Source organism: Burkholderia sp. MSMB1498, assembly GCF_001526245.1.
Lineage (GTDB): Bacteria > Pseudomonadota > Gammaproteobacteria > Burkholderiales > Burkholderiaceae > Burkholderia > Burkholderia savannae.
In genome coordinates, this window is the sequence record NZ_LOYJ01000024.1 from 18,092 (window position 1) to 41,866 (window position 23,775).

At 69.1% G+C, this 23,775-nt stretch carries 19 protein-coding genes; 10 read left to right on the plus strand and 9 right to left on the minus strand.

The features are described from left to right. The first annotated feature begins 19 nt into the window (after window positions 1-19). From alr to WS91_RS04940, 3 genes are all read left to right on the plus strand, one after another. The gene (gene alr, locus WS91_RS04930; protein WP_038744953.1) at window positions 20-1,090 is read left to right on the plus strand and encodes an alanine racemase; all 1,071 of its coding nucleotides are present in this window, start codon (window positions 20-22) and stop codon (window positions 1,088-1,090) included. Window positions 1,091-1,103: 13 nt separating this feature from the next. Then, a complete protein-coding gene (gene radA, locus WS91_RS04935) occupies window positions 1,104-2,480 on the plus strand; it encodes a DNA repair protein RadA (RefSeq protein WP_038744954.1) in 1,377 nt (458 codons plus the stop codon). A 174-nt stretch (window positions 2,481-2,654) separates the two neighbouring features. Continuing rightward, entirely contained in the window at window positions 2,655-2,921 is a 267-nt protein-coding gene (locus tag WS91_RS04940) for a DUF2866 domain-containing protein (RefSeq protein ID WP_038744955.1), read from the plus strand. Window positions 2,922-2,974: 53 nt separating this feature from the next. Here WS91_RS04940 and WS91_RS04945 read toward each other — a convergent pair whose 3' ends face one another. Then, window positions 2,975-4,915 carry an ATP-binding cassette domain-containing protein gene (locus WS91_RS04945; protein ID WP_059669869.1) on the minus strand — a complete coding sequence of 647 codons (1,941 nt, stop codon included), beginning with the start codon at window positions 4,913-4,915 and terminating at the stop codon, window positions 2,975-2,977. A 146-nt stretch (window positions 4,916-5,061) separates the two neighbouring features. Here WS91_RS04945 and WS91_RS04950 point away from each other — a divergent pair, with 146 nt between their 5' ends. Then, entirely contained in the window at window positions 5,062-5,541 is a 480-nt protein-coding gene (locus WS91_RS04950; RefSeq protein WP_038744957.1) for a glutathione peroxidase, read from the plus strand. A gap of 403 nt (window positions 5,542-5,944) precedes the next feature. Here WS91_RS04950 and WS91_RS04955 read toward each other — a convergent pair whose 3' ends face one another. The 7 genes from WS91_RS04955 to dapC form a co-directional block, all read right to left on the minus strand. Next, window positions 5,945-6,211, minus strand: coding sequence for a YciI family protein (locus WS91_RS04955; protein WP_038745110.1), 267 nt, complete (start codon window positions 6,209-6,211; stop codon window positions 5,945-5,947). Window positions 6,212-6,327: 116 nt separating this feature from the next. After that, window positions 6,328-7,767 (minus strand): cardiolipin synthase, encoded by a 1,440-nt coding sequence (cls, locus tag WS91_RS04960; protein ID WP_038744958.1) that lies wholly within the window; start codon window positions 7,765-7,767, stop codon window positions 6,328-6,330. A 139-nt stretch (window positions 7,768-7,906) separates the two neighbouring features. Next, window positions 7,907-8,830 carry a 50S ribosomal protein L3 N(5)-glutamine methyltransferase gene (gene prmB / locus WS91_RS04965; RefSeq protein WP_038744960.1) on the minus strand — a complete coding sequence of 308 codons (924 nt, stop codon included), beginning with the start codon at window positions 8,828-8,830 and terminating at the stop codon, window positions 7,907-7,909. 13 nt (window positions 8,831-8,843) lie between these two features. After that, window positions 8,844-9,983: a succinyl-diaminopimelate desuccinylase gene (dapE, locus tag WS91_RS04970; protein ID WP_038744961.1), complete on the minus strand. Its 1,140-nt coding sequence runs from the start codon at window positions 9,981-9,983 to the stop codon at window positions 8,844-8,846. 73 nt (window positions 9,984-10,056) lie between these two features. Then, the gene (locus tag WS91_RS04975; RefSeq protein ID WP_059574513.1) at window positions 10,057-10,431 is read right to left on the minus strand and encodes an ArsC family reductase; all 375 of its coding nucleotides are present in this window, start codon (window positions 10,429-10,431) and stop codon (window positions 10,057-10,059) included. Continuing rightward, window positions 10,431-11,270: a 2,3,4,5-tetrahydropyridine-2,6-dicarboxylate N-succinyltransferase gene (gene dapD, locus WS91_RS04980; RefSeq protein WP_038744963.1), complete on the minus strand. Its 840-nt coding sequence runs from the start codon at window positions 11,268-11,270 to the stop codon at window positions 10,431-10,433. The genes WS91_RS04975 and dapD overlap by 1 nt, the downstream gene beginning before the upstream one ends. Window positions 11,271-11,326: 56 nt before the next feature. After that, a complete protein-coding gene (dapC, locus tag WS91_RS04985; protein ID WP_197422210.1) occupies window positions 11,327-12,544 on the minus strand; it encodes a succinyldiaminopimelate transaminase in 1,218 nt (405 codons plus the stop codon). A gap of 249 nt (window positions 12,545-12,793) precedes the next feature. Between dapC and WS91_RS04990 the strand changes: the two genes are divergently transcribed. The 6 genes from WS91_RS04990 (at window position 12,794) to def (ending at window position 21,911) form a co-directional block, all read left to right on the plus strand. Continuing rightward, window positions 12,794-13,741, plus strand: a complete 948-nt coding sequence (locus WS91_RS04990; protein ID WP_038745115.1) for a DMT family transporter — start codon at window positions 12,794-12,796, stop codon at window positions 13,739-13,741. A gap of 146 nt (window positions 13,742-13,887) precedes the next feature. After that, the gene (gene smc / locus WS91_RS04995; RefSeq protein ID WP_059669870.1) at window positions 13,888-17,400 is read left to right on the plus strand and encodes a chromosome segregation protein SMC; all 3,513 of its coding nucleotides are present in this window, start codon (window positions 13,888-13,890) and stop codon (window positions 17,398-17,400) included. Between the two features lie 81 nt (window positions 17,401-17,481). Beyond that, window positions 17,482-18,753 carry a cell division protein ZipA C-terminal FtsZ-binding domain-containing protein gene (locus WS91_RS05000; RefSeq protein WP_059669871.1) on the plus strand — a complete coding sequence of 424 codons (1,272 nt, stop codon included), beginning with the start codon at window positions 17,482-17,484 and terminating at the stop codon, window positions 18,751-18,753. A gap of 33 nt (window positions 18,754-18,786) precedes the next feature. Then, window positions 18,787-18,993 (plus strand): hypothetical protein, encoded by a 207-nt coding sequence (locus WS91_RS05005; RefSeq protein WP_059669872.1) that lies wholly within the window; start codon window positions 18,787-18,789, stop codon window positions 18,991-18,993. A gap of 312 nt (window positions 18,994-19,305) precedes the next feature. Beyond that, window positions 19,306-21,381 (plus strand): NAD-dependent DNA ligase LigA, encoded by a 2,076-nt coding sequence (gene ligA, locus WS91_RS05010; RefSeq protein WP_059669873.1) that lies wholly within the window; start codon window positions 19,306-19,308, stop codon window positions 21,379-21,381. Then, a complete protein-coding gene (gene def, locus WS91_RS05015; protein WP_038744976.1) occupies window positions 21,378-21,911 on the plus strand; it encodes a peptide deformylase in 534 nt (177 codons plus the stop codon). Before ligA ends, def begins: the two co-directional genes overlap by 4 nt. 172 nt (window positions 21,912-22,083) lie before the next feature. Here the strand turns inward: def and WS91_RS35520 are convergent, their stop codons facing one another. After that, complete coding sequence (locus WS91_RS35520) at window positions 22,084-23,763, minus strand: pseudouridine synthase (RefSeq protein WP_156432291.1); 1,680 nt, start codon at window positions 23,761-23,763, stop codon at window positions 22,084-22,086. Window positions 23,764-23,775 lie beyond the last annotated feature (12 nt).

Here is a 23,775-nt window from a genome sequence, read left to right on the forward strand (position 1 = left end):
GTCTTTACTGATATTTCCTATGCCGCGCCCGATTTCCGCCACGATCCACACCGCCGCTTTGGCGAACAATCTCACTGTCGTGCGTCGCCACGCCGCCAAGTCGAAGGTCTGGGCGATCGTCAAGGCGAACGCGTACGGGCACGGCCTCGCGCGGGTCTTTCCCGGGCTGCGCGGCACCGACGGCTTCGGCCTTCTCGATCTCGACGAGGCCGTGAAGCTGCGCGAGCTCGGCTGGGCGGGCCCGATCCTGTTGCTCGAGGGCTTCTTCCGATCGACCGACATCGACGTGATCGACCGCTACAGCCTGACGACCGCGGTGCACAACGACGAGCAGATGCGCATGCTCGAGACGGCGCGGCTGTCGAAGCCCGTCAACGTGCAACTGAAGATGAACAGCGGGATGAACCGCCTCGGCTACACGCCGGAGAAGTTCCGCGCCGCGTGGGAGCGCGCCCGCGCGTGCCCCGGCATCGGCCAGATCACGTTAATGACCCATTTTTCCGACGCCGACGGCGCACGCGGCGTCGCCGACCAGGTGGCTACGTTCGAGCGCGGCGCGGAAGGCATCGCCGGCACGCGCAGCCTCGCGAACTCGGCCGCCGTGCTCTGGCACCCGTCGACGCACTTCGACTGGGTGCGGCCCGGCATCATGCTGTACGGCGCGTCGCCGTCCGGGCGCTCGGCGGACCTCGCCGACAAGGGCCTGAAGCCGACGATGACGCTCGCGTCCGAGCTGATCGCCGTGCAGACGCTCGCGAAAGGGCAAACGGTCGGCTACGGCTCCGTGTTCGCCGCCGAGGGCACGCTGCGGATCGGCGTCGTCGCGTGCGGCTATGCGGACGGCTATCCGCGGATCGCGCCGGAGGGCACGCCCGTCGTCGTCGACGGCGTGCGCACGCGGATCGTCGGCCGCGTGTCGATGGATATGCTGACCGTCGATCTCACCCCGGTGCCGCAGGCGGGCGTCGGCTCGCGCGTCGAGCTCTGGGGCGAGACGCTGCCGATCGACGACGTCGCCGCGCAATGCGGGACGGTCGGCTACGAGCTGATGTGCGCGGTCGCGCCGCGCGTGCCGGTGCGTGCCGAATAAGGGCGGCGCGCGCATGGCCAAGCAGAAAACGGTATTCGTCTGCACCGAGTGCGGCGGGCAGGCGCCGAAGTGGCAGGGGCAATGCCCGTCGTGCCACGCGTGGAACACGCTCGTCGAATCGGTCGAGAGCTCGCCGTCCGCGCACCGTTTCCAGTCGCTCGCGAAACAGGCGCCGGTGCAGCGGCTCGCGGACATCGAGGCGGCCGACGTGCCGCGCTTCTCGACCGGGATCGGCGAATTCGACCGTGTGCTGGGCGGCGGGCTCGTCGCGGGCGGCGTCGTGCTGATCGGCGGCGATCCGGGGATCGGCAAGTCGACGCTGCTGCTGCAGTCGCTCGCGCAGATCGCGAGCGAGCGGCCGGCGCTCTATATCAGCGGCGAGGAATCGGGCGCGCAGATCGCGCTGCGCGCGCAGCGGCTCGCGCTTCTCGACGGCGGCGCGAGCGCGGCCGATCTGAAGCTGCTCGCCGAGATCCAGCTCGAGAAGATTCAGGCGACGATCGACGCCGAGCGGCCCGACGTGGCCGTTATCGATTCGATTCAGACGATCTATTCGGAGGCGCTTACGTCCGCGCCCGGCTCGGTCGCGCAGGTGCGCGAATGCGCGGCGCAATTGACGCGCATCGCGAAACAATCGGGCACCGCGATCATCATGGTCGGGCACGTGACGAAGGAGGGCAACCTCGCGGGCCCGCGCGTGCTCGAGCACATCGTCGACACCGTGCTGTACTTCGAGGGCGACACGCATTCGTCGTTCCGGCTCGTGCGCGCGTTCAAGAACCGCTTCGGCGCGGTCAACGAGCTCGGCGTGTTCGCGATGACCGAGCGCGGGCTGCGCGGCGTCGCGAATCCGTCGGCGCTGTTCCTGTCGCAGCACACGGAGGTCGTGCCGGGCTCGTGCGTGCTCGTCACGCAAGAGGGCACACGGCCGCTCCTCGTCGAGGTGCAGGCGCTCGTCGACACCGCGAACGTGCCCAATCCGCGCCGGCTCGCGGTCGGCCTCGAGCAGAACCGGCTCGCGATGCTGCTCGCCGTGCTGCACCGGCATGCGGGCATCGGGTGTTTCGACCAGGACGTGTTCCTCAACGCGGTCGGCGGCGTCAAGATCACCGAGCCGGCCGCCGATCTCGCGGTGCTGCTCGCGATTCATTCGTCGATGCGTAACAAACCGTTGCCAAAGGGTCTGATCGTATTCGGCGAAGTGGGGCTCGCGGGCGAGATCCGGCCGTCGCCGCGCGGGCAGGAACGCCTGCGCGAGGCAGCGAAGCTCGGCTTCACGACCGCGCTGATTCCGAAGGCGAACGCGCCGAAACAGCCGATCGACGGGCTTCGCGTGCATGCGGTCGAGCGCATCGAGCAGGCGATCGATCAGATCCGCGTGCTCGAATGAGCGCGGCGATCGGCTCGCGCTTCGCTCGCGCGTTGCGGCGCCGCGCCTTTCGCGAGCCGATCAGGGGCGTAAAACCATGTAACGTTTTGGTACGCTGATGTAACCCTTTTGCAGCCTGTTTTTTTCTATGCTTGCCCGGGTTGTCTGCCGCATGACGCGGAAAAGGGAAGCGTGTTGAAACGATCTCATCAAACCAGTGCGCAAAAGCGCACGTACAACGTGCGGGGTTGCCGCGTGTCCGAGCCGATCGGCGCGCCGTGGGGCGGCGGTTGCCGGATCGTCGAATGGATCGGCGGGGACGGGCGGATCGCCCGCCGTGTCGCCGCCGTCAACGTGACCGAGGCGGAAGTCTACGCGATGATCCGCCGGCCGCTCGAAGGCCGCCGCCATCTGATGGGCGACGACGAGCAGATGCCGCGCGACACGCTGCCGCGGCGCTGATTTCAGAATGCGGGGCGGCGGCGCGATCCGATATCGGCGCGCCGCCGCTCGCGTTACCCGATCTTCTCGAGTTCGTCATGCGCGCCGAGCCAGTCGGCTTCGAGCGCGTCGAGGCGACCGTTGACGTCGCCGAGCTTGCGGATCGCGTCGGTGAGACGCGTTTTCCGATCGGCCTCGTAGCTCGCCGGATCGGCGACGAACGCGTCGAGCGCCGACTTCTCGGCCTGCAACTGCTCCATTTCCTTTTCGATCTTCGCGATGCGCGTTTGCAGCGGCCTCTTCAAGTGCGAAAGCCGCTGGCGCGCTTCGGCTTCCTGCCGTTTCTGATCCCTGCGGTTTGCCGCGGATGCGCCGCCGTTGCCGTCGCTCGCCGGGCCGGATTCGCCCTTCGCCGCCGCGCGCTGGTCCGCCGCGTGCTGCAGCAGCCAGTCGCGGTAATCGTCGAGATCGCCGTCGAACGGCTGAAGCCGGTGCTTCGCGACGAGCATGAACTGGTCGGTCGTTGCGCGCAGCAGGTGGCGGTCGTGCGACACGAGGATCAGCGTGCCTTCGAATTGCGCGAGCGCCATCGTGAGCGCGTGGCGCGTCTCGAGATCGAGGTGGTTCGTCGGCTCGTCGAGGAGCAGCAGGTTCGGCTTTTGCCAGATGATGAGCGCGAGCGCGAGCCGGGCTTTCTCGCCGCCCGAGAACGGCTCGATCGGAGCGGTCGCCATGTCGCCCGAGAAATTGAAGCCGCCGAGGAAATCGCGCAGTTCCTGCTCGCGCGAGTCGGGCGCGAGACGCGCGAGATGCGCGAGCGCGGAATCGTCCGGGCGCAGCGTCTCGAGCTGATGCTGCGCGAAATAGCCGATCGTGAGGCCCTTGCCGGTGCGCACGTCGCCCGACAGCGGCGCGAGCGTGCCCGCGAGCGTCTTGATGAGCGTCGACTTGCCCTGGCCGTTCGCGCCGAGCAGGCCGATCCGCTGGCCGTTCTGGATCGACAGCGCGACGCGCTCGACGATCGGAATCTCGCCGTCGTCGTCCGCGCGATAGCCGCAGCGCACGCCTTCCATCACGAGCATCGGGTTCGGCGCGGAGTCGGGCGTGCGGAACTCGAACGTGAACGGCGACGCGACGTGCGCGGGCGCGATCAGCTCCATCTTCTCGAGCGCCTTCATCCGGCTTTGCGCCTGCTTGGCTTTCGTCGCCTTCGCCTTGAAGCGGTTGATGAAGCTCTGCAGGTGTTCGATCGTCTTCTGCTGCTTCTCGTAGGCGCTTTGCTGCAAGTCGAGCTGCTGCGCGCGCAGCACTTCGAATTGTGAATAATTGCCGCCGTAGCGCTTCACCTGGCGATTCTCCAGATGCAGCGTCACGTTGCAGACTGAATCGAGGAACTCGCGGTCGTGCGAGATGACGACGAGCGTGCCCGGATAGCGATGCAGCCAGTCCTCGAGCCAGACGATCGCGTCGAGATCCAGGTGGTTCGTCGGTTCGTCGAGGAGCAGCAGATCCGAGCGGCACATCAGCGCCTGCGCGAGATTGAGGCGCATCCGCCAGCCGCCCGAGAAGCTCGCGACGGGCTCGCGCGTTTGCGCGAGCGTGAAGCCCAGCCCGAGCAGCAGCGCTTGCGCGCGCGCGGGCGCGGTGTAGCCGTCGGCGTCGGCAAACGCCGCGTGCGCGTCGGCTTCGGCCGCGCCGTCATGCGCGGCGGACGCCTGCGCGATGCGCGCCTCGATCGCGCGCAGCGCGGCGTCGCCGTCGAGCGTGTAGTCGAGCGCGCTGCGATCGACGGCGGGCGTTTCCTGCGATACGTGCGCGATGCGCCACGACGGCGGCATCGCGAAGTCGCCCGCATCCGCGTGCAGCTCGTCGCGCAGCACCGCGAAGAGCGTCGATTTGCCGGCGCCGTTCGCGCCGACGAGGCCCGCCTTCTCGCCGGGATTCAGCGTGAACGAGGTCGCGTCGAAGAGCGGCTTCGTGCCGCGGGCGAGGTTGAACTGATTGAAACGGATCACGGCGAAAAATACTGGGGAAAAGCGCTATTCTAGACTGCGCGCCGCGCAGGGGGGATCGTCCGGACGGCAGAGTGTGCGCACGGCGCCGAATTCGCCTAGACTTTCGCGGACGGCACAGCCATATCAAAACAGGGAGGAACGAGCCAATGTCGGAACTTTATTCATTCAGCGCGCAGGCGCTTTCGGGCGGAGACGTGTCGCTCGAGCAATACCGGGGCAAGGTGCTCCTCATCGTCAACACGGCGAGCGAATGCGGATTCACGCCGCAGTACGCGGGGCTGCAGCAGCTGTACGACCGCTTTCGCGAGCGCGGGCTTGTCGTGCTCGGCTTTCCGTGCAACCAGTTCGGCAAGCAGGAGCCGGGCGACGCGTCGCAGATCGGCGCGTTTTGCGAGAAGAATTTCGGCGTCACGTTCCCGATGTTCGCGAAAATCGACGTGAATGGCGCGAGCGCGCATCCGCTGTACCGCTACCTGACCGAGGAAGCGCCCGGCATTCTGGGCCTGAAGGCGATCAAGTGGAATTTCACGAAGTTTCTCGTGAATCGCGAAGGCGAAATCGTGAAGCGTTATGCGCCGTCGACGAAGCCCGACGATATCGCCGAGGACGTCGAGAAGCAGCTCTGAGCGAAGCGGTATTGCGGCGCGTGCCCGAATCGGGCGCGCGCGGCCGATCCGGCGGGCGATTCCGGACCGGCTGCGCTCTTCGGGCGGCGGCGTGAAATGCGCGGCGTTCGGGCGGCGCGCGGGACACGCGTATTTTCCGTTGCCGCGTCGGGCGCACCGTGCAACGTCCCGTCACGCCGCGTTCGATCGTGTCGTATTCGTCCGCCGCGATGTGGCGGAGCGGGGTAACGTTCCTGCGACGAAACATACGTTTGGCCGTTGCGGATCGAACGGCCGCAGGTGCGGCGCGACGCAGGCGCATTGCCGCAGACGCACTGACCGTATGCCACCGGCGCACGCATGCCGGCGGATACGAACGAACCGCCGTACACGCGCCGACACCCATTCGTCGCGCGCCGAACGGCTAGGCCAGCACTTCCTTCCATTCCTGAAGCGTCCAGCCGCTCACGACGCCGCCCGTCACGAAGGGATCGCCGCTCACGAATTCCTCGGCGGCGTCGCGGCTCGTGAAGATGCCGAGCGCGCCTTGCGCGGGATCGGCGAACGGCCCGGCCATCAGCAGCACGCCGCGCGCGTGGAATTCGCGTAGCCGCGCGACGTGCGCGGGGCCGAGCTCGGCGGCTTTCGCGAGGCCGTCCGGCGCCGTCTGATAGAACATCACGCATTTCATCGGCAAGTCTCCGTCTTCGTTCGAACGGACGCGCTTCGATGCCTTCGGCACCTTCGGCGCCCACGGCGCGCGGCGTTCGCGTGCGCGCCTTGCCTTGCCGCGCGCCCTGCGCCCAGTCAGAGGATCGGCGCGAACAGCCGAGCGACATGCATCGCGACGCGCCGCCACGCGGGCGAGCGCCGATACTCGCTCAGATCCACTTCGAACGCGTTGCCGAAGTCGCGCTCGAGCATCGTTTCGACTTCGGCCGCAAAGCCTTCGTCGACCGTCAGCACCATGATCTCGAAATTCAGCCGGAATGACCGGTTGTCGAGGTTCGCGCTGCCGACGGCCGCCGCCGCGCGGTCGATCAGCACGACCTTCTGATGCAGGAAGCCGGGCCGGTAGCGGAAGATCCGCACGCCCGCGTCGACGAGATCGCGCGCATAGAGCTTCGACGCCTCGAACACGACATAGTGATCGCGCCGGCTCGGGATCAGCACCCGCACGTCGACGCCGCGCATCACCGCGAGCTTGAGCGCCGAGATCACCGCCTCGTCGGGCACGAGGTAGGGCGTCGTGATCCACACGCGCTCGCGCGCCGCGTTGATCGCCTCCGCGAAGAAGAGCGAGCCCGTCTCCTGCTTGTCGGCGGGGCCCATCGGCACGACGAGGCAGTGCATGTCGGCGTCGGCGACGGGCGCGGGCGGCGGCGCCTGCGGCGGCAGCGACTGCGTCGCCCAGTGCCAGTCCTCGGCGAACACATACTGGATGTTCGCGACCGCGGGGCCGCGCACTTCGATGTGCGTGTCGCGCCACGGCGACAGGCGCGGATTGCCGCCGAGATATTCGACGCCGACGTTGTGCCCGCCGACGAACGCGCGCTCGCCGTCGACGACGACGATCTTCCGATGATTGCGAAAGTTGAGCTGAAAGCGGTTGACGAACTGCTTGTTGGTTGCGAAAGGATGCACCTCGACGCCGCCCTCGCGCAGCGCGTGCACGTAGCTCGACGGCAGATCGAAGCTGCCGATGCTGTCGTACAGCAGATAGCAGCGCACGCCCGCCTGCGCGCGCGCGATCAGCGTATCGCGCAGCATCGCGCCGAGCGCGTCGTCGCGAACGATGAAAAACTGGACGATCACGTAGCTGCGCGCGGCGTCGATCGCCGCGAGGATCGCGGAGAACGTCGCGTCGCCGTTGACGAGCGTGCGCACCGCGTTGCCGGCGAGGAACGGCATGCCGACGAGGCGCGTGAGCGCGCGCACGCGCGCGAGGCCGAGCGCGTCCTTCGGCGCGCCGAGCGTCGAGCCCTCGGCGCTCCACGGCGCCGGATGCGCGCGTGTGCGCAGCGCCTCGGTCTCGTGGCGGCGCGCGTCGACATAGCCGGAGAACTTGCTGCGGCCGAGGAACAGATACGGGATCAGCGTCAGATACGGCATCGCGGTCAACGACACCGCCCATGCGATCGCGCCTTGCGACGTGCGCGTGTTCAGGATCGCATGGCAGGCCGCGATCACGCCGAGCACGTGCGCGAGGCCGATGAAGGTGCCGAGATGAAGCCAGTCGAGGGTCATGAGCGCGTTGGATTCCTGAGGAAGGCCACGCGGCGCGCCGCGACCGGCTGCCGCTTACGCGCATCTTACCGAAGCGTGCGCGGCAACGGCCACTCCCTTGCGAGCCGGGGCACGGCCGGCTGCCAGGGAGGGCGCGAGATCAGCCGGCGACGGCGGGCAGGGCGCTCGCGTGGATCAGGAACACGCAGTCGTCGCCCGCGCTCGTCGGCAGCCAGACGAGATCGAGGCCGCCGAACGCCGCCTCGACGTTCTCGCGCTCGTTGCCGATCTCGACGACGAGCACGCCGTCGTCCTTCAGCCAGCGGCGCGCTTCGCCGATGATGCGGCGCACGATGTCCATTCCGTCCGCGCCGCCCGCGAGCGCCATTTCCGGCTCGTGCCGGTACTCGGCGGGCAGCTCGGACATCGACGCCGCGTTCACGTACGGCGGATTCGTGATGATCGCGTCGTAGCGCTGCTCGGGATCGATCCATTTGAACTGCGGCAGCGGCGCGTAGAGATCGCCGTGGTAGAGCGTGATCCGCTCGTCGAGCCCGTAGTCGCCGCGATTGATCTTCGCCACTTCGAGCGCGTCGGCCGACAGGTCGACCGCGTCGACGCTCGCGTTCGGAAACGCGAGCGCGGCGAGGATCGCGAGGCAGCCGGAGCCCGTGCACAGCTCGAGCACCGAGCCGACGAACTCGGGGTCCTCGATGTACGGCTGCAGGCCGTCGTCGAGCAGCTCGCCGATGAACGAGCGCGGCACGATCGTGCGCTCGTCGACGTAGAAGCGATGGCCGTGCATCCACGCTTCGCGCGTGAGGTATGCGGCAGGCACGCGCTCGGCCGCGCGGCGCTCGATCACGGCGAGCACCGCGTCGATCTCGTCGGGCGCGAGGCGCGCGTCGAAGAACGGCTCGAGCGTGTCGAGCGGCAGGTGCAGCGTGTGCAGCACGAGATAGACGGCTTCGTCGTATGCGTTGTCCGAGCCGTGGCCGAACGCGAGCTTCGCCTTCGAAAAGCGCGACACCGCGTAGCGCACGAGGTCGCGGACGGTCCGGAACGGGGAGGGGGAGGTCGTCATCGGGCGCCTTTCGTCAAGCGATCAGTTGTTCGAGCACGCGGCGGTACACGTTCTTCAGCGGATCGACGAAGCGCACTTCGATGTGCTCGTCGATCTTGTGGATGCTCGCGTTCGGCGGCCCGAATTCGATCACCTGCGGGCAGATGCGAGCGATGAAGCGGCCGTCCGACGTGCCGCCCGTCGTCGACAGCTCGGGCGAGATGCCGGTCTCCGCGCGGATCGCCGCATCGAGCGCGTCCGACAGCTCGCCGCGCGGCGTGAGGAACGGCAGGCCGCTCACGGACCAGTTCAGCGCATAGTCGAGCTGGTGCTTGTCGAGGATCGCGTGCACGCGCGCCTGCAAGCCTTCGACGGTGCTCGCCGTCGAGAAGCGGAAGTTGAACAGCAGATCCGCGTGGCCCGGGATCACGTTCGTCGCGCCGGTGCCCGCGCGCAGGTTCGACACCTGCCAGGTGGTCGGCGGGAAATACTCGTTGCCTTCGTCCCATTGCTCGGCCGCGAGCTCGGCGAGCGCCGGCGCGAGCAGGTGGATCGGATTCTTCGCGAGATGCGGATACGCGATGTGGCCTTGCACGCCCTTGACGACGAGCTCGCCCGACATCGAGCCGCGCCGGCCGTTCTTCACGGCGTCGCCGAGCGTTGCCGTCGACGTCGGCTCGCCGACGATGCAGTAATCGAGCCGCTCGCCGCGCGCCTGGAGCGCTTCGACGACCTTCACGGTGCCGTCCGTCGCCGGGCCTTCCTCGTCGCTCGTGATCAGGAAGCCGATCGAGCCGCGATGCTGCGGATGCGCGGCGACGAACTCCTCCGCCGCGACGACGAAGCCCGCCAGCGAGGTCTTCATGTCGGCCGCGCCGCGGCCGTACAGCTTGCCGTCGCGATGCGTCGGCACGAAGGGCGGCGAGCTCCACTGCTCGAGCGGGCCGGTCGGCACGACGTCGGTATGGCCCGCGAACGCGAGCAGCTTGCCTTCGCGGCCGGCCGCGCCGCGCTTGACGGCCCAGAAATTCGTCACGCCGTGCGACGCGATCGTTTCGCACTCGAAGCCGAGCGCGGCGAGGCGCTCGATCATCAGATGCTGGCAATGTTGATCGTCGGGCGTGACGGACGCGCGCGCGATCAGTTGTTCGGTGAGGGCAAGGGTGGCGGACATGATTCGGACCACTTTCGATAAAAAATGCCGGCGCGCAGGCCGGCAGCATGTTGGGGGCGGCGGCGCGCGCGGCTCAGGCGAACAGCTCCGCGTATTCGTCGGCCGAGAAACCGAGCGCCTTCACGCGGCCGTCGACGACGACGACGGGCCGCTTGATCACGGAAGGCTTGTCGATCATCAGCGCGATCGCGCCCGCTTCCGATTCGGCCGCGGCCTTCTGCTCGTCGGTGAGCGCGCGCCACGTCGTGCCGCGCCGGTTGACGAGCGCGTCGAGCGGCACGTCCTTCAGCCAGCGCTCGACGAGCGGCGCGCTCACGCCCGCTTTCTTGAAATCGTGGAACGCGAACGCGACGCCGCGCGATTCGAGCCACGTGCGGGCCTTCTTCACGGTATCGCAGTTCGGGATTCCGTAGACGACGGTGCCGGCGGTGCCGTTTGCGCCCGCCATCAGTCGCCTCGCAGCAGTTCGTTCAGGCCGACCTTCGCGCGCGTCTTCGCATCGACCTTCTTCACGATCACCGCGCAGTAGAGGCTGTGCGTGCCGTCCTTCGACGGCAGGTTGCCCGCGACGACGACCGAGCCGGCCGGAATGCGGCCGTACGTCACTTCGCCCGTTTCGCGGTCGTAGATCTTCGTGCTTTGGCCGAGGTACACGCCCATCGAGATCACCGAATTCTCCTCGACGATCACGCCTTCGACGACTTCCGAGCGCGCGCCGATGAAGCAGTTGTCCTCGATGATGACGGGGTTCGCCTGCAGCGGCTCGAGCACGCCGCCGATGCCGACGCCGCCCGACAGGTGCACGTTCTTGCCGATCTGCGCGCACGAGCCGACCGTCGCCCAAGTGTCGACCATCGTGCCTTCGTCGACATATGCGCCGATGTTCGTGTACGACGGCATCAGCACGACGTTCTTCGCGATGAACGAGCCGCGGCGCGCGATCGCCGGCGGCACGACGCGGAAGCCGCCCGCGGCGAAGTCTTCGGCCGTGTAGTTCGCGAACTTCGACGGCACCTTGTCGTAGAACTGCGTGTAGATGGCACCTGCGCCGCCCGCCGGCATCGGCGCGTTGTCCTCGAGGCGGAACGACAGCAGCACGGCCTTCTTCAGCCACTGGTGCACGGTCCATTCGCCGTCGATCTTCTCGGCGACGCGCAGCGCGCCGCGGTCGAGCTGCTCGATCGCGTGCGCGACGGCTTCGCGGATCTCCGCGGACGCGGCCTTCGGCGAGAGCTCGGCGCGGTTTTCCCAGGCGTTATCGATGATTTGCTGAAGTTGTTGCGACATGTTCGTGGCTATGCTGGACGTGAATGATGGATGAATCGGGGGCGCTCGGCGCGCGTTCAGCGGGCGAGGCCGCGGCAGAAATCGACGATGCGCCGTGCGCCCTCGACGCATTCGGCCGTGCCGGCGACGAGCGCGATCCGGACGAAGTCGCGGCCGGGATTCGCGCCGTGCGCGTCGCGGGCGAGATACGAGCCGGGCAGGACCGTCACATTATAGTCGGCGTAGAGGCGCCGGGCGAACTCGGTATCCGACAGGCCGGTTCGCGCGACGTTCGCCCACAGGTAGAACGCGGCGTCGGGCAGGCGCACGTCGACGACGTCGGCGAGCATCGGCGTGACGGTCGCGAATTTCTGCGCGTAGAGCGCGCGGTTCTCGCGCACGTGCGCCTCGTCGCTCCAGGCGGCGACGCTCGCCTTCTGCCACACGGGCGACAGCGCCGCGCCGTGGTACGTGCGGTACAGCAGGAAGCGCTTGAGAATCGCCGCATCGCCCGCGACGAAGCCCGAGCGCATGCCCGGCACGTTCGAGCGCTTCGACAGGCTCGACAGCATCACGAGGCGCTCGAACCCGCGGCCGAGCTTGTGCGCCGCCTCGAGGCCGCCCAGCGGCGGCTTCGCCTCGTCGAAGTAGATTTCCGAATAGCATTCGTCCGATGCGATCACGAAGCCGTGCTCGTCCGACAGCGCGAATAGTTCGCGCCAGTCGTCGAGCGTGAGCACGGCGCCCGTGGGATTGCCGGGCGAGCACACGTAGACGAGCTGCGTGCGCGCCCACACGTCGGCCGGCACGGCCGAATAGTCGGGCGCGAAGTTGCGCGCCGGATCGCTGTTGACGAAGTACGGCTCGGCGCCCGCGAGAAGCGTCGCGCCTTCGTAGATTTGATAGAAAGGATTCGGACAGAGTACGATCGGCCTTTCGCCGTTTTGGCGCGGACTCGGATCGATGACCGCCTGCGCGAGCGAGAAGAGCGCCTCGCGCGAGCCCGATGCGGCGAGCACCTGCGTCGCGGCGTCGATCGCGGGCAGCCCGTAGCGCCGCGCGAGCCACTGCGCGACCGCCTCGCGCAGCGCGTCGGTGCCCGCCGTCGCCGGATACGACGCGAGGCCGTCGAGCGCGGCCGCGGCGGCGTCGCGGATCAGCGCGGGCGTCGCGTGCTTCGGCTCGCCGATGCCGAAGCTGATCGGCGGCAGATGCGCGCTCGGCGTCACGCCGGCAAAGAGCGCGCGGAGCTTTTCGAACGGATAGGGCTGGAGCGTGTCGAGACGAGGATTCACGGGCGTGGGGCTCACGGAGCCGGTAGGTGGCCGATCGGACGGGCCGGTTTAAGCGAAACGGGCGCGAAACTGGGGCGCGGCTGGCGCAGCCGGGCGCGGGCGAAGCAGGGCGCGGCGGGTCGCGGCGCGAGATGCCGGCGTGCCGGCCTGTTGGGCGCGGCGACGGCGCACGATTATAGCGTGACATCGGACGGCGGAACGCGCGGCGCGCGCCGCGGCGCCGTCCCGGGAAGGAACGAGAGGTTCGGTTTGCAAATGAATGGACGAGGGGGCGCCGCCTGGCCGACGCTCGCAATTCTGGTCGGCGCGTCGGTATGGGGCCTGATCTGGTATCCGCTGCGCCTGCTGGCGGCGCTCGGCGTGACGGGCACGGCGGCGAGCGCGGCGACGAGCGTCGTCGCCTGCGCGTTCGTGCTCGTCGTGCGGCGCAAGTCGATCGCGACGCTCCGCCGGCACTGGCTGCTGCCCGCGCTCGGCGCGGCCGCGGGCGTGACGAATCTCGGCTTCGTCTGGGGCACGATCCACGGCGAGGTGCTGCGCGTGATGCTGCTTTTCTATCTGACGCCCGCGTGGACCGCGATCTACGCGCACTTCATCCTGCGCGAGCGCCTGACGGTGGCGGGCGCGGCGCTCGCCGCGCTGTCGCTCGCGGGCGCGATGCTGATGCTGTGGTCGCCGCGGCTCGGCGTGCCGCTGCCGGCGAATCCGGCCGAATGGGCGGGGCTCGCGGCCGGGATGAGCTTCGCGATGAGCAACGTGCTCGTCGTCAAGGCGAGCCGCGAGCTGCCGCGGATGAAGCCCGAGATGCGCACGGCGACGCTTTTCGGCGGCGCGGCGGCGATGGGCGTCGTCGCGTCGTTCGTCGAGGGGCTGCCGCCGCTGCCCGCGGGCGGCGATCTCGGCTTCGCGGCGCTCCTCGTCGTCGGGATCGGCGTGACGGTCGCGGCGAACAACATGCTTGTTCAGCACGGCCTCGCGCGCGTGCCGGCGAACCGCGCGTCGATCATCATGCTGTTCGAGATCGTCGTCACCGCGCTGTCGGCGTGGCTTTTTGCCAACGAAGTGCCCACCGCGCGCGAATGGGCGGGCGGCCTTTGCATCGTCGTCGCGACCTTGCTGTCGAGCCGCGTGCACCGTGCCCGCCCGGCTGACGACGAACCGCGCGAGCCGCGGGACGGCGCGCGCGCGATGGTATGATTGGCCCCATTCGCGGGGCCGACTGCTTGACAGCACGGCCCCGTTTTTCGAATCTTGGGCATGCGGCGCGCGTGGGCCTTTAGGCCGAATCGCAACGCGCAACGCAGGCTCCGAACCGTTTCACACTCTTTACCACCGATACCGCCGTGCGTCTGAGCTCGATCAAACTCGCTGGCTTCAAATCTTTCGTCGATCCCACGCACTTCCAGGTCCCAGGTCAACTGGTCGGCGTGGTGGGCCCGAACGGGTGCGGCAAATCCAACATCATCGACGCCGTGCGCTGGGTGCTCGGCGAATCGCGCGCGTCCGAGCTGCGCGGCGAATCGATGCAGGACGTGATCTTCAACGGCTCGACCACCCGCAAGCCCGGCAGCCGGGCGAGCGTCGAGCTGATCTTCGACAACTCCGACGGCCGCGCGGCCGGCCAGTGGGGCCAGTACGGCGAGATCGCCGTGAAGCGCGTGCTCACGCGCGACGGCACGTCGAGCTACTACATCAACAACCTGCCCGCGCGCCGCCGCGACATTCAGGACATCTTCCTCGGCACGGGCCTGGGGCCGCGCGCGTACGCGATCATCGGCCAGGGGATGATCGCGCGGATCATCGAGGCGAAGCCCGAGGAACTGCGCGTGTTCCTCGAAGAGGCGGCGGGCGTGTCGAAGTACAAGGAGCGCCGCCGCGAGACCGAGAACCGGCTGCACGACACGCGCGAGAACCTGACGCGCGTCGAGGACATCATCCGCGAGCTCGGCGCGAATCTCGAGAAGCTCGAGGCGCAGGCGGTCGTCGCGACCAAGTACAAGGAACTCGTCGCCGACGGCGAGGAGAAGCAGCGCCTCTTGTGGCTGCTGCGCAAGAACGAGGCGGCGGCCGAGCAGGACAAGCAGCGTCGCGCGATCGGCGAAGCGCAGATCGAGCTCGACGCGCAGACCGCGAAGCTGCGCGAAGTCGAGGCGCAGCTCGAGACGCTGCGCGTCGCGCACTACTCGGCGAGCGACGCGATGCAGGGCGCGCAGGGCGCGCTCTACGAGGCGAACGCCGAGGTGAGCCGGCTCGAGGCCGAGATCAAGTTCATCGTCGAATCGCGCAACCGCGTGCAGGCGCAGATCGCGGCGCTCGTCGCGCAGCAGGAGCAATGGCGCGCGCAGGCCGACAAGGCGCAGGGCGACATCGAGCAAGCGGAAGAGGCGCGCGCGATCGCCGAGGAAAAGGCGGCGCTCGCCGAGGACGACGCGGCCGCGAAGCACGACGCGCTGCCCGCGCTCGAGGCGCGCTGGCGCGACGCGCAGACGGGCCTGAACGACGAGCGCGGCCGCATCGCGCAGACCGAGCAGGCGCTCAAGCTCGAGGCCGCACACCAGCGCAACGCCGATCAGCAGCTGCAGCAGCTGCAGCAGCGCCACGAACGCCTGAAGGCGGAGGCGGGCGGTCTCGACGCGCCGGACGAGGCGCAGCTCGAGGAACTACGCATGCAGCTCGCCGAGCACGAGGAGATTCTTGCCGAAGCGCAGGCGCGCTTGGCCGACGCGCAGGAGACGCTGCCGCGCCTCGACGCGGAGCGCCGCGCGGCGCACGAGCGCGTGCAGGCCGAAAGCGCGCAGATCCATCAGCTCGAAGCGCGGCTCGCCGCGCTCAAGCAGCTGCAGGAAAACGTGCAGACGGAAGGCAAGATTCAACCTTGGCTCGACAAGCACGAGCTCGGCGCGCTGCCGCGTCTGTGGAAGAAGCTGCACGTCGAGGCCGGCTGGGAAACCGCGCTCGAGGCGGTGCTGCGCGAGCGGCTCGCGGCGCTCGAGGTGTCGAATCTGGACTGGGTGAAGGCGTTCGCGACCGACGCGCCGCCCGCGAAGCTCGCGTTCTACGCGCCGCCCGCCGCGGGCGAGCCGCTCGCCGCCGCGGGCGCGTTGCGGCCGCTCCTGTCGTTCGTGCGGATCGACGACGCGGGCCTGCGCGCGGTGCTCAACGACTGGCTCGGCGCGGTGTTCGTCGCCGACGATCTCACGCAGGCGCTCGCCGCGCGCGCGCAGTTGCCGCAGGGCGGCGCGTTCGTCGTGAAGGCGGGCCACGTCGTCACGCGCTCGGGCGTGCAGCTGTATGCGGCCGATTCCGAGCAGGCGGGGATGCTTGCGCGCGCGCAGGAAATCGAGAACCTGGCGCGTCAGGTGCGCGCGCAGGCGCTCCTGTCCGACGAAGCGAAGGCGGCGGCGATCCGTGCGGAAGCGGCGCACACGCAGGCGTCGCAGGCGCTGACCGAAGTTCGCGCGCAGGCCGAGCGCGCGACGCAGCGCGTGCATGCGCTGCAGATGGACGTGCTGAAGCTCGCGCAGGCGCACGAGCGCTACACGCAGCGCAGCACGCAGATTCGCGAGGAGCTCGAGGAGATCGGCGCGCAGATCGAAGAGCAGCGCTCGCTGCGCGCGGAGTCGGAGGCGAACTTCGAGCGCCACGACGCCGAGCTCGCCGAGCTGCAGGCGCGCTTCGAGGACAACCAGCTCGCGTTCGAGTCGCTCGACGAGACGCTGACGAACGCACGCCAGGAAGCGCGCGAGCTCGAGCGCGCGGCCACCGACGCGCGCTTCGCCGCGCGCCAGTCGGCGAACCGGATCGACGAGCTCAAGCGCACGATCCAGGTCGCGCACGACCAGAGCGAGCGCGTCGCCGCATCGCTCGAGGACGCGCGCGCGGAGCTCGAGACGATCAACGAGCAGACCGCGCACACCGGCCTGCAGGACGCGCTCGAAGTGCGCGCGGCGAAGGAGCAGGCGCTCGGCGCCGCGCGCGCGGAGCTCGATGACCTGACCGCGAAGCTGCGCGCGGCCGACGAGACGCGTCTCGCCGCCGAGCGCTCGCTGCAGCCGCTGCGCGAGCGCATCACCGAGCTGCAACTGAAGGAGCAGGCGGCGCGGATGACGGGCGAGCAGTTCGCCGAGCAGCTCGCGGCGGCCGAGGTCGACGAGGCCGCGCTCAAGGAGAAGCTCGCGCCGGACATGAAGCCGTCGTACCTGCAGGGCGAGGTCACGCGGATCAACAACGCGGTCAGCGCGCTCGGCCCCGTCAACATGGCGGCGCTCGAGGAGCTCGCGGCGGCGAGCGAGCGCAAGGTGTTCCTCGACGCGCAATCGGCCGACCTGACGAACGCGATCGAGACGCTCGAGGACGCGATCCGCAAGATCGACCAGGAAACCCGCACGCTGCTGCAGGCGACCTTCGACGAAGTGAACCGTCATTTCAGCGATCTGTTCCCGCGCCTGTTCGGCGGCGGCCAGGCGAAGCTCATCATGACGGGCGACGAGATCCTCGACGCCGGCGTGCAGGTGATGGCGCAGCCGCCCGGCAAGAAGAACGCGACGATTCACCTGCTGTCGGGCGGCGAGAAGGCGCTGACGGCGACCGCGCTCGTGTTCGCGATGTTCCAGTTGAATCCGGCGCCGTTCTGTCTGCTCGACGAGGTCGACGCGCCGCTCGACGACGCCAATACCGAGCGCTTCGCGAACCTCGTGCGCGCGATGTCGAGCAAGACGCAGTTCCTCTTCATCTCGCACAACAAGATCGCGATGGAGATGGCGCAGCAGCTGATCGGCGTGACGATGCAGGAGCAGGGCGTGTCGCGGATCGTCGCGGTGGACATGGAAACCGCCGCGGGTTTTGCCCAGAATTGACGTTTGACGAATGGCTCGCGGGCGCGCGGCGCAAGGGCGCCCGCCCGCGAGCCCAATGAAAAAGAATTGGATGGAGCTTGCATGGACGAGTTGACACTCGGGTTGATCGGCGCGGGCGCCGTCGTGGTGGGCGGCGTCGTGGTCTACAACGCGTGGCAGGGGGCGAAGGTGCGCCGCAGGATGCCGCGCCCGATGCCGTCCGAGGCGGCCGAGGCCGCCTCGCGGCACGAGCGCGACGACGACGCGCCCTTCATCGAGCCGGTGCGGCAGCCGGCGCGCCGCGATGCCGCGGCGGGCGGCGCGGCGGGCGCGCAAAGCGACGGCGCGGCACGCGTCGAGCCGACGTTCGGCGGCGTGGCGCCCGCCGACACGCCGGCCGACCTGCAGGCCGAGGCGACCGTCGCGAACGGTGCGGTCGAGCCCGCCGTCGAGACGACGGGCGGCGGCGAGGCCGTCGAGGCCGCGTCGGCGCTCGCGCACGACGAGCCGGTCGAGCCGGTGCTGCCCGCCGCGACGACGATCTCCGCGGCGCCGCCCGCGGTCGTCGATCGCCGGATCGACTGCATCGTGCCGATCCGCCTCGCGGGCCCGCTCGCGGGCGACAAGATCCTGCCCGCCGCGCAGCGGCTGCGCCGCGCGGGCAGCAAGCCGGTGCATATCGAAGGCAAGCCGGAGGGCGGCGACGCGTGGGAACTGCTGCAAAACGGCGTGCGCTACGAAGAGCTGCGCGCGGCCGCGCAGCTCGCGAACCGCAGCGGCCCGCTCAACGAGCTCGAGTTCTCCGAATTCGTGACGGGCGTTCAGCAGTTCGCGGACGCGATCGACGGCGCGCCCGAATTCCCGGACATGATGGAAACGGTGTCGATGGCGCGTGAGCTCGACGGCTTCGCCGCGCAGTGCGATGCGCAACTGTCGATCAACGTGATGTCGGACGGCGCGCCGTGGTCGGCGAACTACGTGCAGGCGGTCGCGTCGCAGGACGGGCTGCTGCTGTCGCGCGACGGCACGCGCTTCGTGAAGCTCGACGCGAAGCAGAACCCCGTCTTCATGCTCCAGTTCGGCGACACGAACTTCCTGCGCGACGATCTCACGTACAAGGGCGGCAACCTGATCACGCTCGTGCTCGACGTGCCCGTCGCCGACGAGGACATCCTGCCGTTCCGGCTGATGTGCGATTACGCGAAGTCGCTCTCCGAGCGGATCGGCGCGCGCGTCGTCGATGACCAGCGCCGGCCGCTGCCCGAATCGACGCTGCTCGCGATCGAGCAGCAACTGATGAAGCTGTACGCGCGGCTCGAAGAGGCGGGGATTCCGGCCGGCTCGCCCGTCACGCGGCGGCTGTTCAGCCAGTAAGCGCGGCGCGCCGGTTTCGTTTCGGCGCGGTTCTTGCACGCTCGCGATGCGCTGCTGCTGCTGCTGCTGCTGCTGCTGCTGCTGCTGCTGCGCTCGCGAGCGCGGTTTGCGGGCGTGGCGTCGCGCTGGTTGTGTTGCGCCATTCGCATCGGCCGCGCGCCATTCGGTCGATTCTTGCGAAGTCTGTTGATTGACGCGCCGCCGCCCGCCCGAGCCGGCTTGTGCAGCGCGATGCGATAGTGGTGCCGCGGGGCTTTCGATCGCCGCCGCGATGCGGAGGTCGGGGCGGCGGCCCGTCCCGGCATCGTGCGCGGTCGAGCCGATCGAACGGCGTCCCGCCTGCTTCGCCCGCTCGTCATAAGGCATCGAAGCGTTCTCGTCCGCAACCAAGGGATTGGAACCCCGATTCTCTCGATCCCCTCGATCCCCTCGATTTTCCCCGATCCCCCGATTCCCGATCCCCGCCTCCTATCGGTCATTCAGCCGATGCCGAAAAGGGCTCGAACTGAGATAATCGTCGCTTGATGATTCTCACGAGAAAGTGCCGCCAGCATGGCCCGATCCCCAGTTGAACCGCCCGCCGGCCAGCCGGCGAAGCGCGCCGCGTGGCTGCGCGCCGAGCTCGAGCGGGCGAACTACGCCTATTACGTGCTCGACCAGCCGGAGCTGCCCGACGCCGAGTACGATCGGCTCTTCGTCGAGCTTCAGCAAATCGAGGCCGAACACCCTGATCTCGTCACGCCCGATTCGCCGACCCAGCGCGTCGGCGGCGAAGTCGCGAGCGGCTTCACGCCGGTCGTGCACGACACGCCGATGCTGTCGCTCAACAACGGCTTTGCCGACGACGACGTCGTCGCGTTCGACAAGCGCGTGGCCGACGGCCTCGACAAGGCGACCGACCTCGCCGGCACCGTGACCGAGCCTGTCGAATACGCGTGCGAGCTGAAGTTCGACGGCCTCGCGATCTCGCTGCGCTACGAGGACGGCCGTTTCGTGCAGGCGTCGACGCGCGGCGACGGCACGACGGGCGAGGACGTCACCAAGAACATCCGCACGGTTCGCTCGATTCCGCTCAGGTTGAAGGGCAAGCATCTGCCGCGCGTGCTCGACGTGCGCGGCGAGGTGCTGATGTTCAAGCGCGATTTCGCGCGCCTGAACGAACGTCAACGCGCGGCGGGCCAGCGCGAATTCGCGAATCCGCGCAACGCGGCGGCGGGAAGCCTGCGGCAGCTCGATTCGAAGATCACCGCGTCGCGCCCGCTGTCGTTCTTTGCGTATGGGGTCGGCGTGCTCGACGGGCTTGAGATGCCGGGCACGCACAGCGGCCTGCTCGACTGGTACGAGACGCTCGGGCTGCCGGTGAACCGCGAGCGCGCCGTCGTGCGCGGCGCCGACGGCCTGCTCGGCTTCTTCCGCGCGGTCGGCGAGAAGCGCGAGTCGCTGCCGTACGACATCGACGGCGTCGTCTACAAGGTGAACCGCCGCGACGAGCAGGACCGGCTCGGCTTCGTGTCGCGCGCGCCGCGTTTCGCGCTCGCGCACAAGTTCCCCGCGCAGGAGGCGCTGACGAAGCTCGTCGCGATCGACGTGCAGGTCGGGCGCACGGGGGCGATCACGCCGGTCGCGCGGCTCGAGCCCGTGTTCGTCGGCGGCGCGACCGTCACGAACGCGACGCTGCACAACGAAGACGAGGTGCGCCGCAAGGACATCCGGATCGGCGATACGGTCGTCGTGCGACGCGCGGGCGACGTGATTCCGGAGGTGGTGTCGGCCGTGCTCGAGCGGCGTCCCGCCGACGCGCGCGAGTTCGTGATGCCGACCGAATGCCCCGAATGCGGATCGCGGATCGAGCGATTGCCGGACGAGGCGATCGCGCGCTGCACGGGCGGGCTCTTCTGCCCCGCGCAGCGCAAGCAGGCGCTGTGGCATTTCGCGCAGCGCCGCGCGCTCGACATCGACGGCCTCGGCGAGAAGATCATCGATCAGCTCGTCGAGCAGAACATCGTGCGCACGCCCGCCGATCTGTTCCATCTCGGCTTCTCGACGCTCGTCGAGCTCGACCGCTTCGCGGAGAAGTCCGCGCAGAACCTGATCGAATCGCTCGAGAAGGCGAAGCATACGACGCTCGCGCGCTTCATTTATGCGCTCGGCATTCGCCATGTCGGCGAATCGACGGCGAAGGATCTGGCGAAGCACTTCGGTTCGCTCGATCCGATCATGGACGCGTCGATCGACGCATTGCTCGAAGTCAACGATGTCGGCCCGGTCGTCGCCGAATCGATTCACCAGTTCTTTGCCGAGGAGCACAATCGCACGGTGATCGAGCAGTTGCGCGCGCCGGGCAAGGTGACGTGGCCCGAAGGGCCGCCCGCGCCGCGCGCGCCGCAAGGCGTGCTCGCGGGCAAGACCGTCGTGCTGACGGGCACGCTGCCCACGCTCACGCGCGATGCGGCGAAGGAATTGCTGGAGGCGGCGGGCGCGAAGGTGGCGGGCTCGGTGTCGAAGAAGACCGATTACGTCGTCGCGGGCGCCGACGCGGGCAGCAAGCTCGCGAAGGCCGAGGAACTCGGCATTCCGGTGCTGGACGAAGAGGGCATGCACAAACTCCTGGAGGGCCACGCGCGATGATTCGCGAGATTCTGAAGATGGGCGATCCGCGTCTGCTCGAAGTCGCAAGACCGGTCGAAGCATTCAACACGCCCGAACTGCACGCGCTCGTGGCGGACATGTTCGAGACGATGCATCACGCGAACGGCGCCGGGCTCGCCGCGCCGCAGATCGGCGTCGGGCTGCAGGTGATCATCTTCGGCTTCGGCAGCAGCGAGCGCTATCCGGAGGCGCCGCCCGTGCCGGAGACGGTGCTCGTCAATCCGACCGTCGAATATTTGCCGCCCGACATGGAAGAGGGCTGGGAGGGCTGCCTGTCGGTGCCGGGGTTGCGCGGCGTCGTGAGCCGCTACCGGCGCGTGCGCTACAGCGGCTTCGACCAGTTCGGCGCGAAGCTCGAGCGGATCGCGGAGGGGTTTCACGCCCGGGTCGTCCAGCACGAATACGACCACCTGATCGGCAAGCTCTATCCGATGCGAATCACCGATTTCTCGAAATTCGGCTTCACCGACGTGCTGTTCCCGGGGCTCGACGCGCAATCGGACGACTGACTGACGCGGCGCGCCGCGGCGGCGCGGTTTGCCGCGCTGCGCAAACGCGGCCGGGAGCGAAACAGAAAGCGAAAACGCCCGCGGCCGCGGGCGTTTTCATTTGAAGCCTGCCGGCGCGAGCCGGGCGGTCAATGCGCGGCCTGCGGCCTCCGAGCGGGCGGCCGCGCGTCGATCAGAACGCTTCGTCCGGCCCGAGATAGCGCCATTGCCCTTGAGGCAGCGCGCCCAGCATCACGCGGCCCATCCGCACGCGCTTCAGGCCGATCACCTCGAGGCCGACGAGTTCGCACATCCGGCGAATCTGGCGCTTCTTGCCTTCGCGCAGCACGAAGCGCAACTGCTCGCCGTTCTGCCAGCTGACCATCGCGGGCTTGAGCGGCGCGCCGTCGAGCTCGAGGCCATGGCGCAGCTTCGCGAGCGACTCGGCGGGGAAGTGATGCTCGATGTCGGTCAGGCGCTCGCCGAATCGCACGCGCACGAGGTATTCCTTGTCGATGTCGGATTGCTCGCCGATCAGCTGCTTTGCGATGCGGCCGTTTTGCGTCAGCACCAGAAGGCCCGTCGAATCGATGTCGAGCCGGCCCGCGGGCGCGAGCGCGCGCAGTTGCTGCGGGGAGAAGCGCAGCGGCGAGCGGTCGCCGCTCCAGTGGTTTTCGCGCGTGACGAGCGTCGCGGCGGGCGCGTAGCCGTCCTCCGCCTGGCCCGACACATAGCCGACCGGCTTGTGCAGCAGGATCGTCACTTGCGCGGCCTGCGCGGCGCGCGCGTTCGAATCGATTTCGATGCGCTGGTCGGCGCGCACCTTCGTGCCGAGCGTGTCGATGCGCTCGCCGTCGACGAGCACCCAGCCTTTCTCGATCCATTCGTCCGCTTCGCGGCGCGAGCAAAGGCCGAGTTCCGACATGCGCTTCGACAGGCGCACGAGGCCCGTTTCGTCACCTCGGTCACCTCGGTCGCCGCGCTCGACGTGTGCGGCGCGTTCGCCGGGTTCGGCAATGCGGCGCTTGATCGGTTGCGCGGCCTTCAGGCGCGAGCCCGTCGTCGCGCGGACGGCAGGGCGGCGATTGTCGGATGCGTTCGCGCGGGGCGCAGCGCGTTCGCCGGTGCGCGCAGTGCGCTCGGTGCGCTTGGTGCGCTCGGCGCGCGACGGCGTGCGTTTCGCGGATGCGCCGTAGCGATCGTCGGTGCGCTGCGGCGCGCGTTTGTCGCTCGCCGTGGTTTTGCCCGCGAACGGCGCCGCCGCCGAATCGCGCGCGGTGCGGCCGTGCGGGCGCGGTGCGCGCTCGTCCGGCTGGCGCGTCGCGGTTCTGGATGCGCCGCTCGACTTGGCGCCTGCCGGGCCGCGTGCGCCGGCGGGTTTCGCGCCTTCGCGCGTCGCGCGGCCCTGGCCGCGCGCGGCAGGATCGAACGAGCGCGCATCCGGGTTGCGCGCCGCCCGCGCGTCGCGCGTCGCGGCACGATCGGCGGTGCGGCGCTCGGGCTTCGCATCGGTGCGGCGGTCGCGCGCCCCGGCAGCGGCGCCGGGAGCGCCGGCACGCTTGGCCGCGCCACGTTCGCCGCCCGGACGGGCGGCATCATGCGCGGTGCGCGGCTTCGCGACGCGCTTGCCTTCGGACGCCGCCGCAGAGCGCGCGGGCGTGCCCGCGCGCTTTTGCGGGGCGGCCGGCGCGCCGCGCGGCGCCGACGGCTTCGCCGCGGCCGACTTGGTCGCGGGCTTCGCCGCCGCCGGTTTCGCGCCCTCCGCTTTCGCGTCGGGCCGCGCGACCTTGCGCGCGGTGAGGCTGCCGGAACGGACGGGGGCGCGGCCGGGCGTCGCCGGTCGCGGATTCTTGACGGTCAATTTTGTGCGCATAAACGCTGAAAT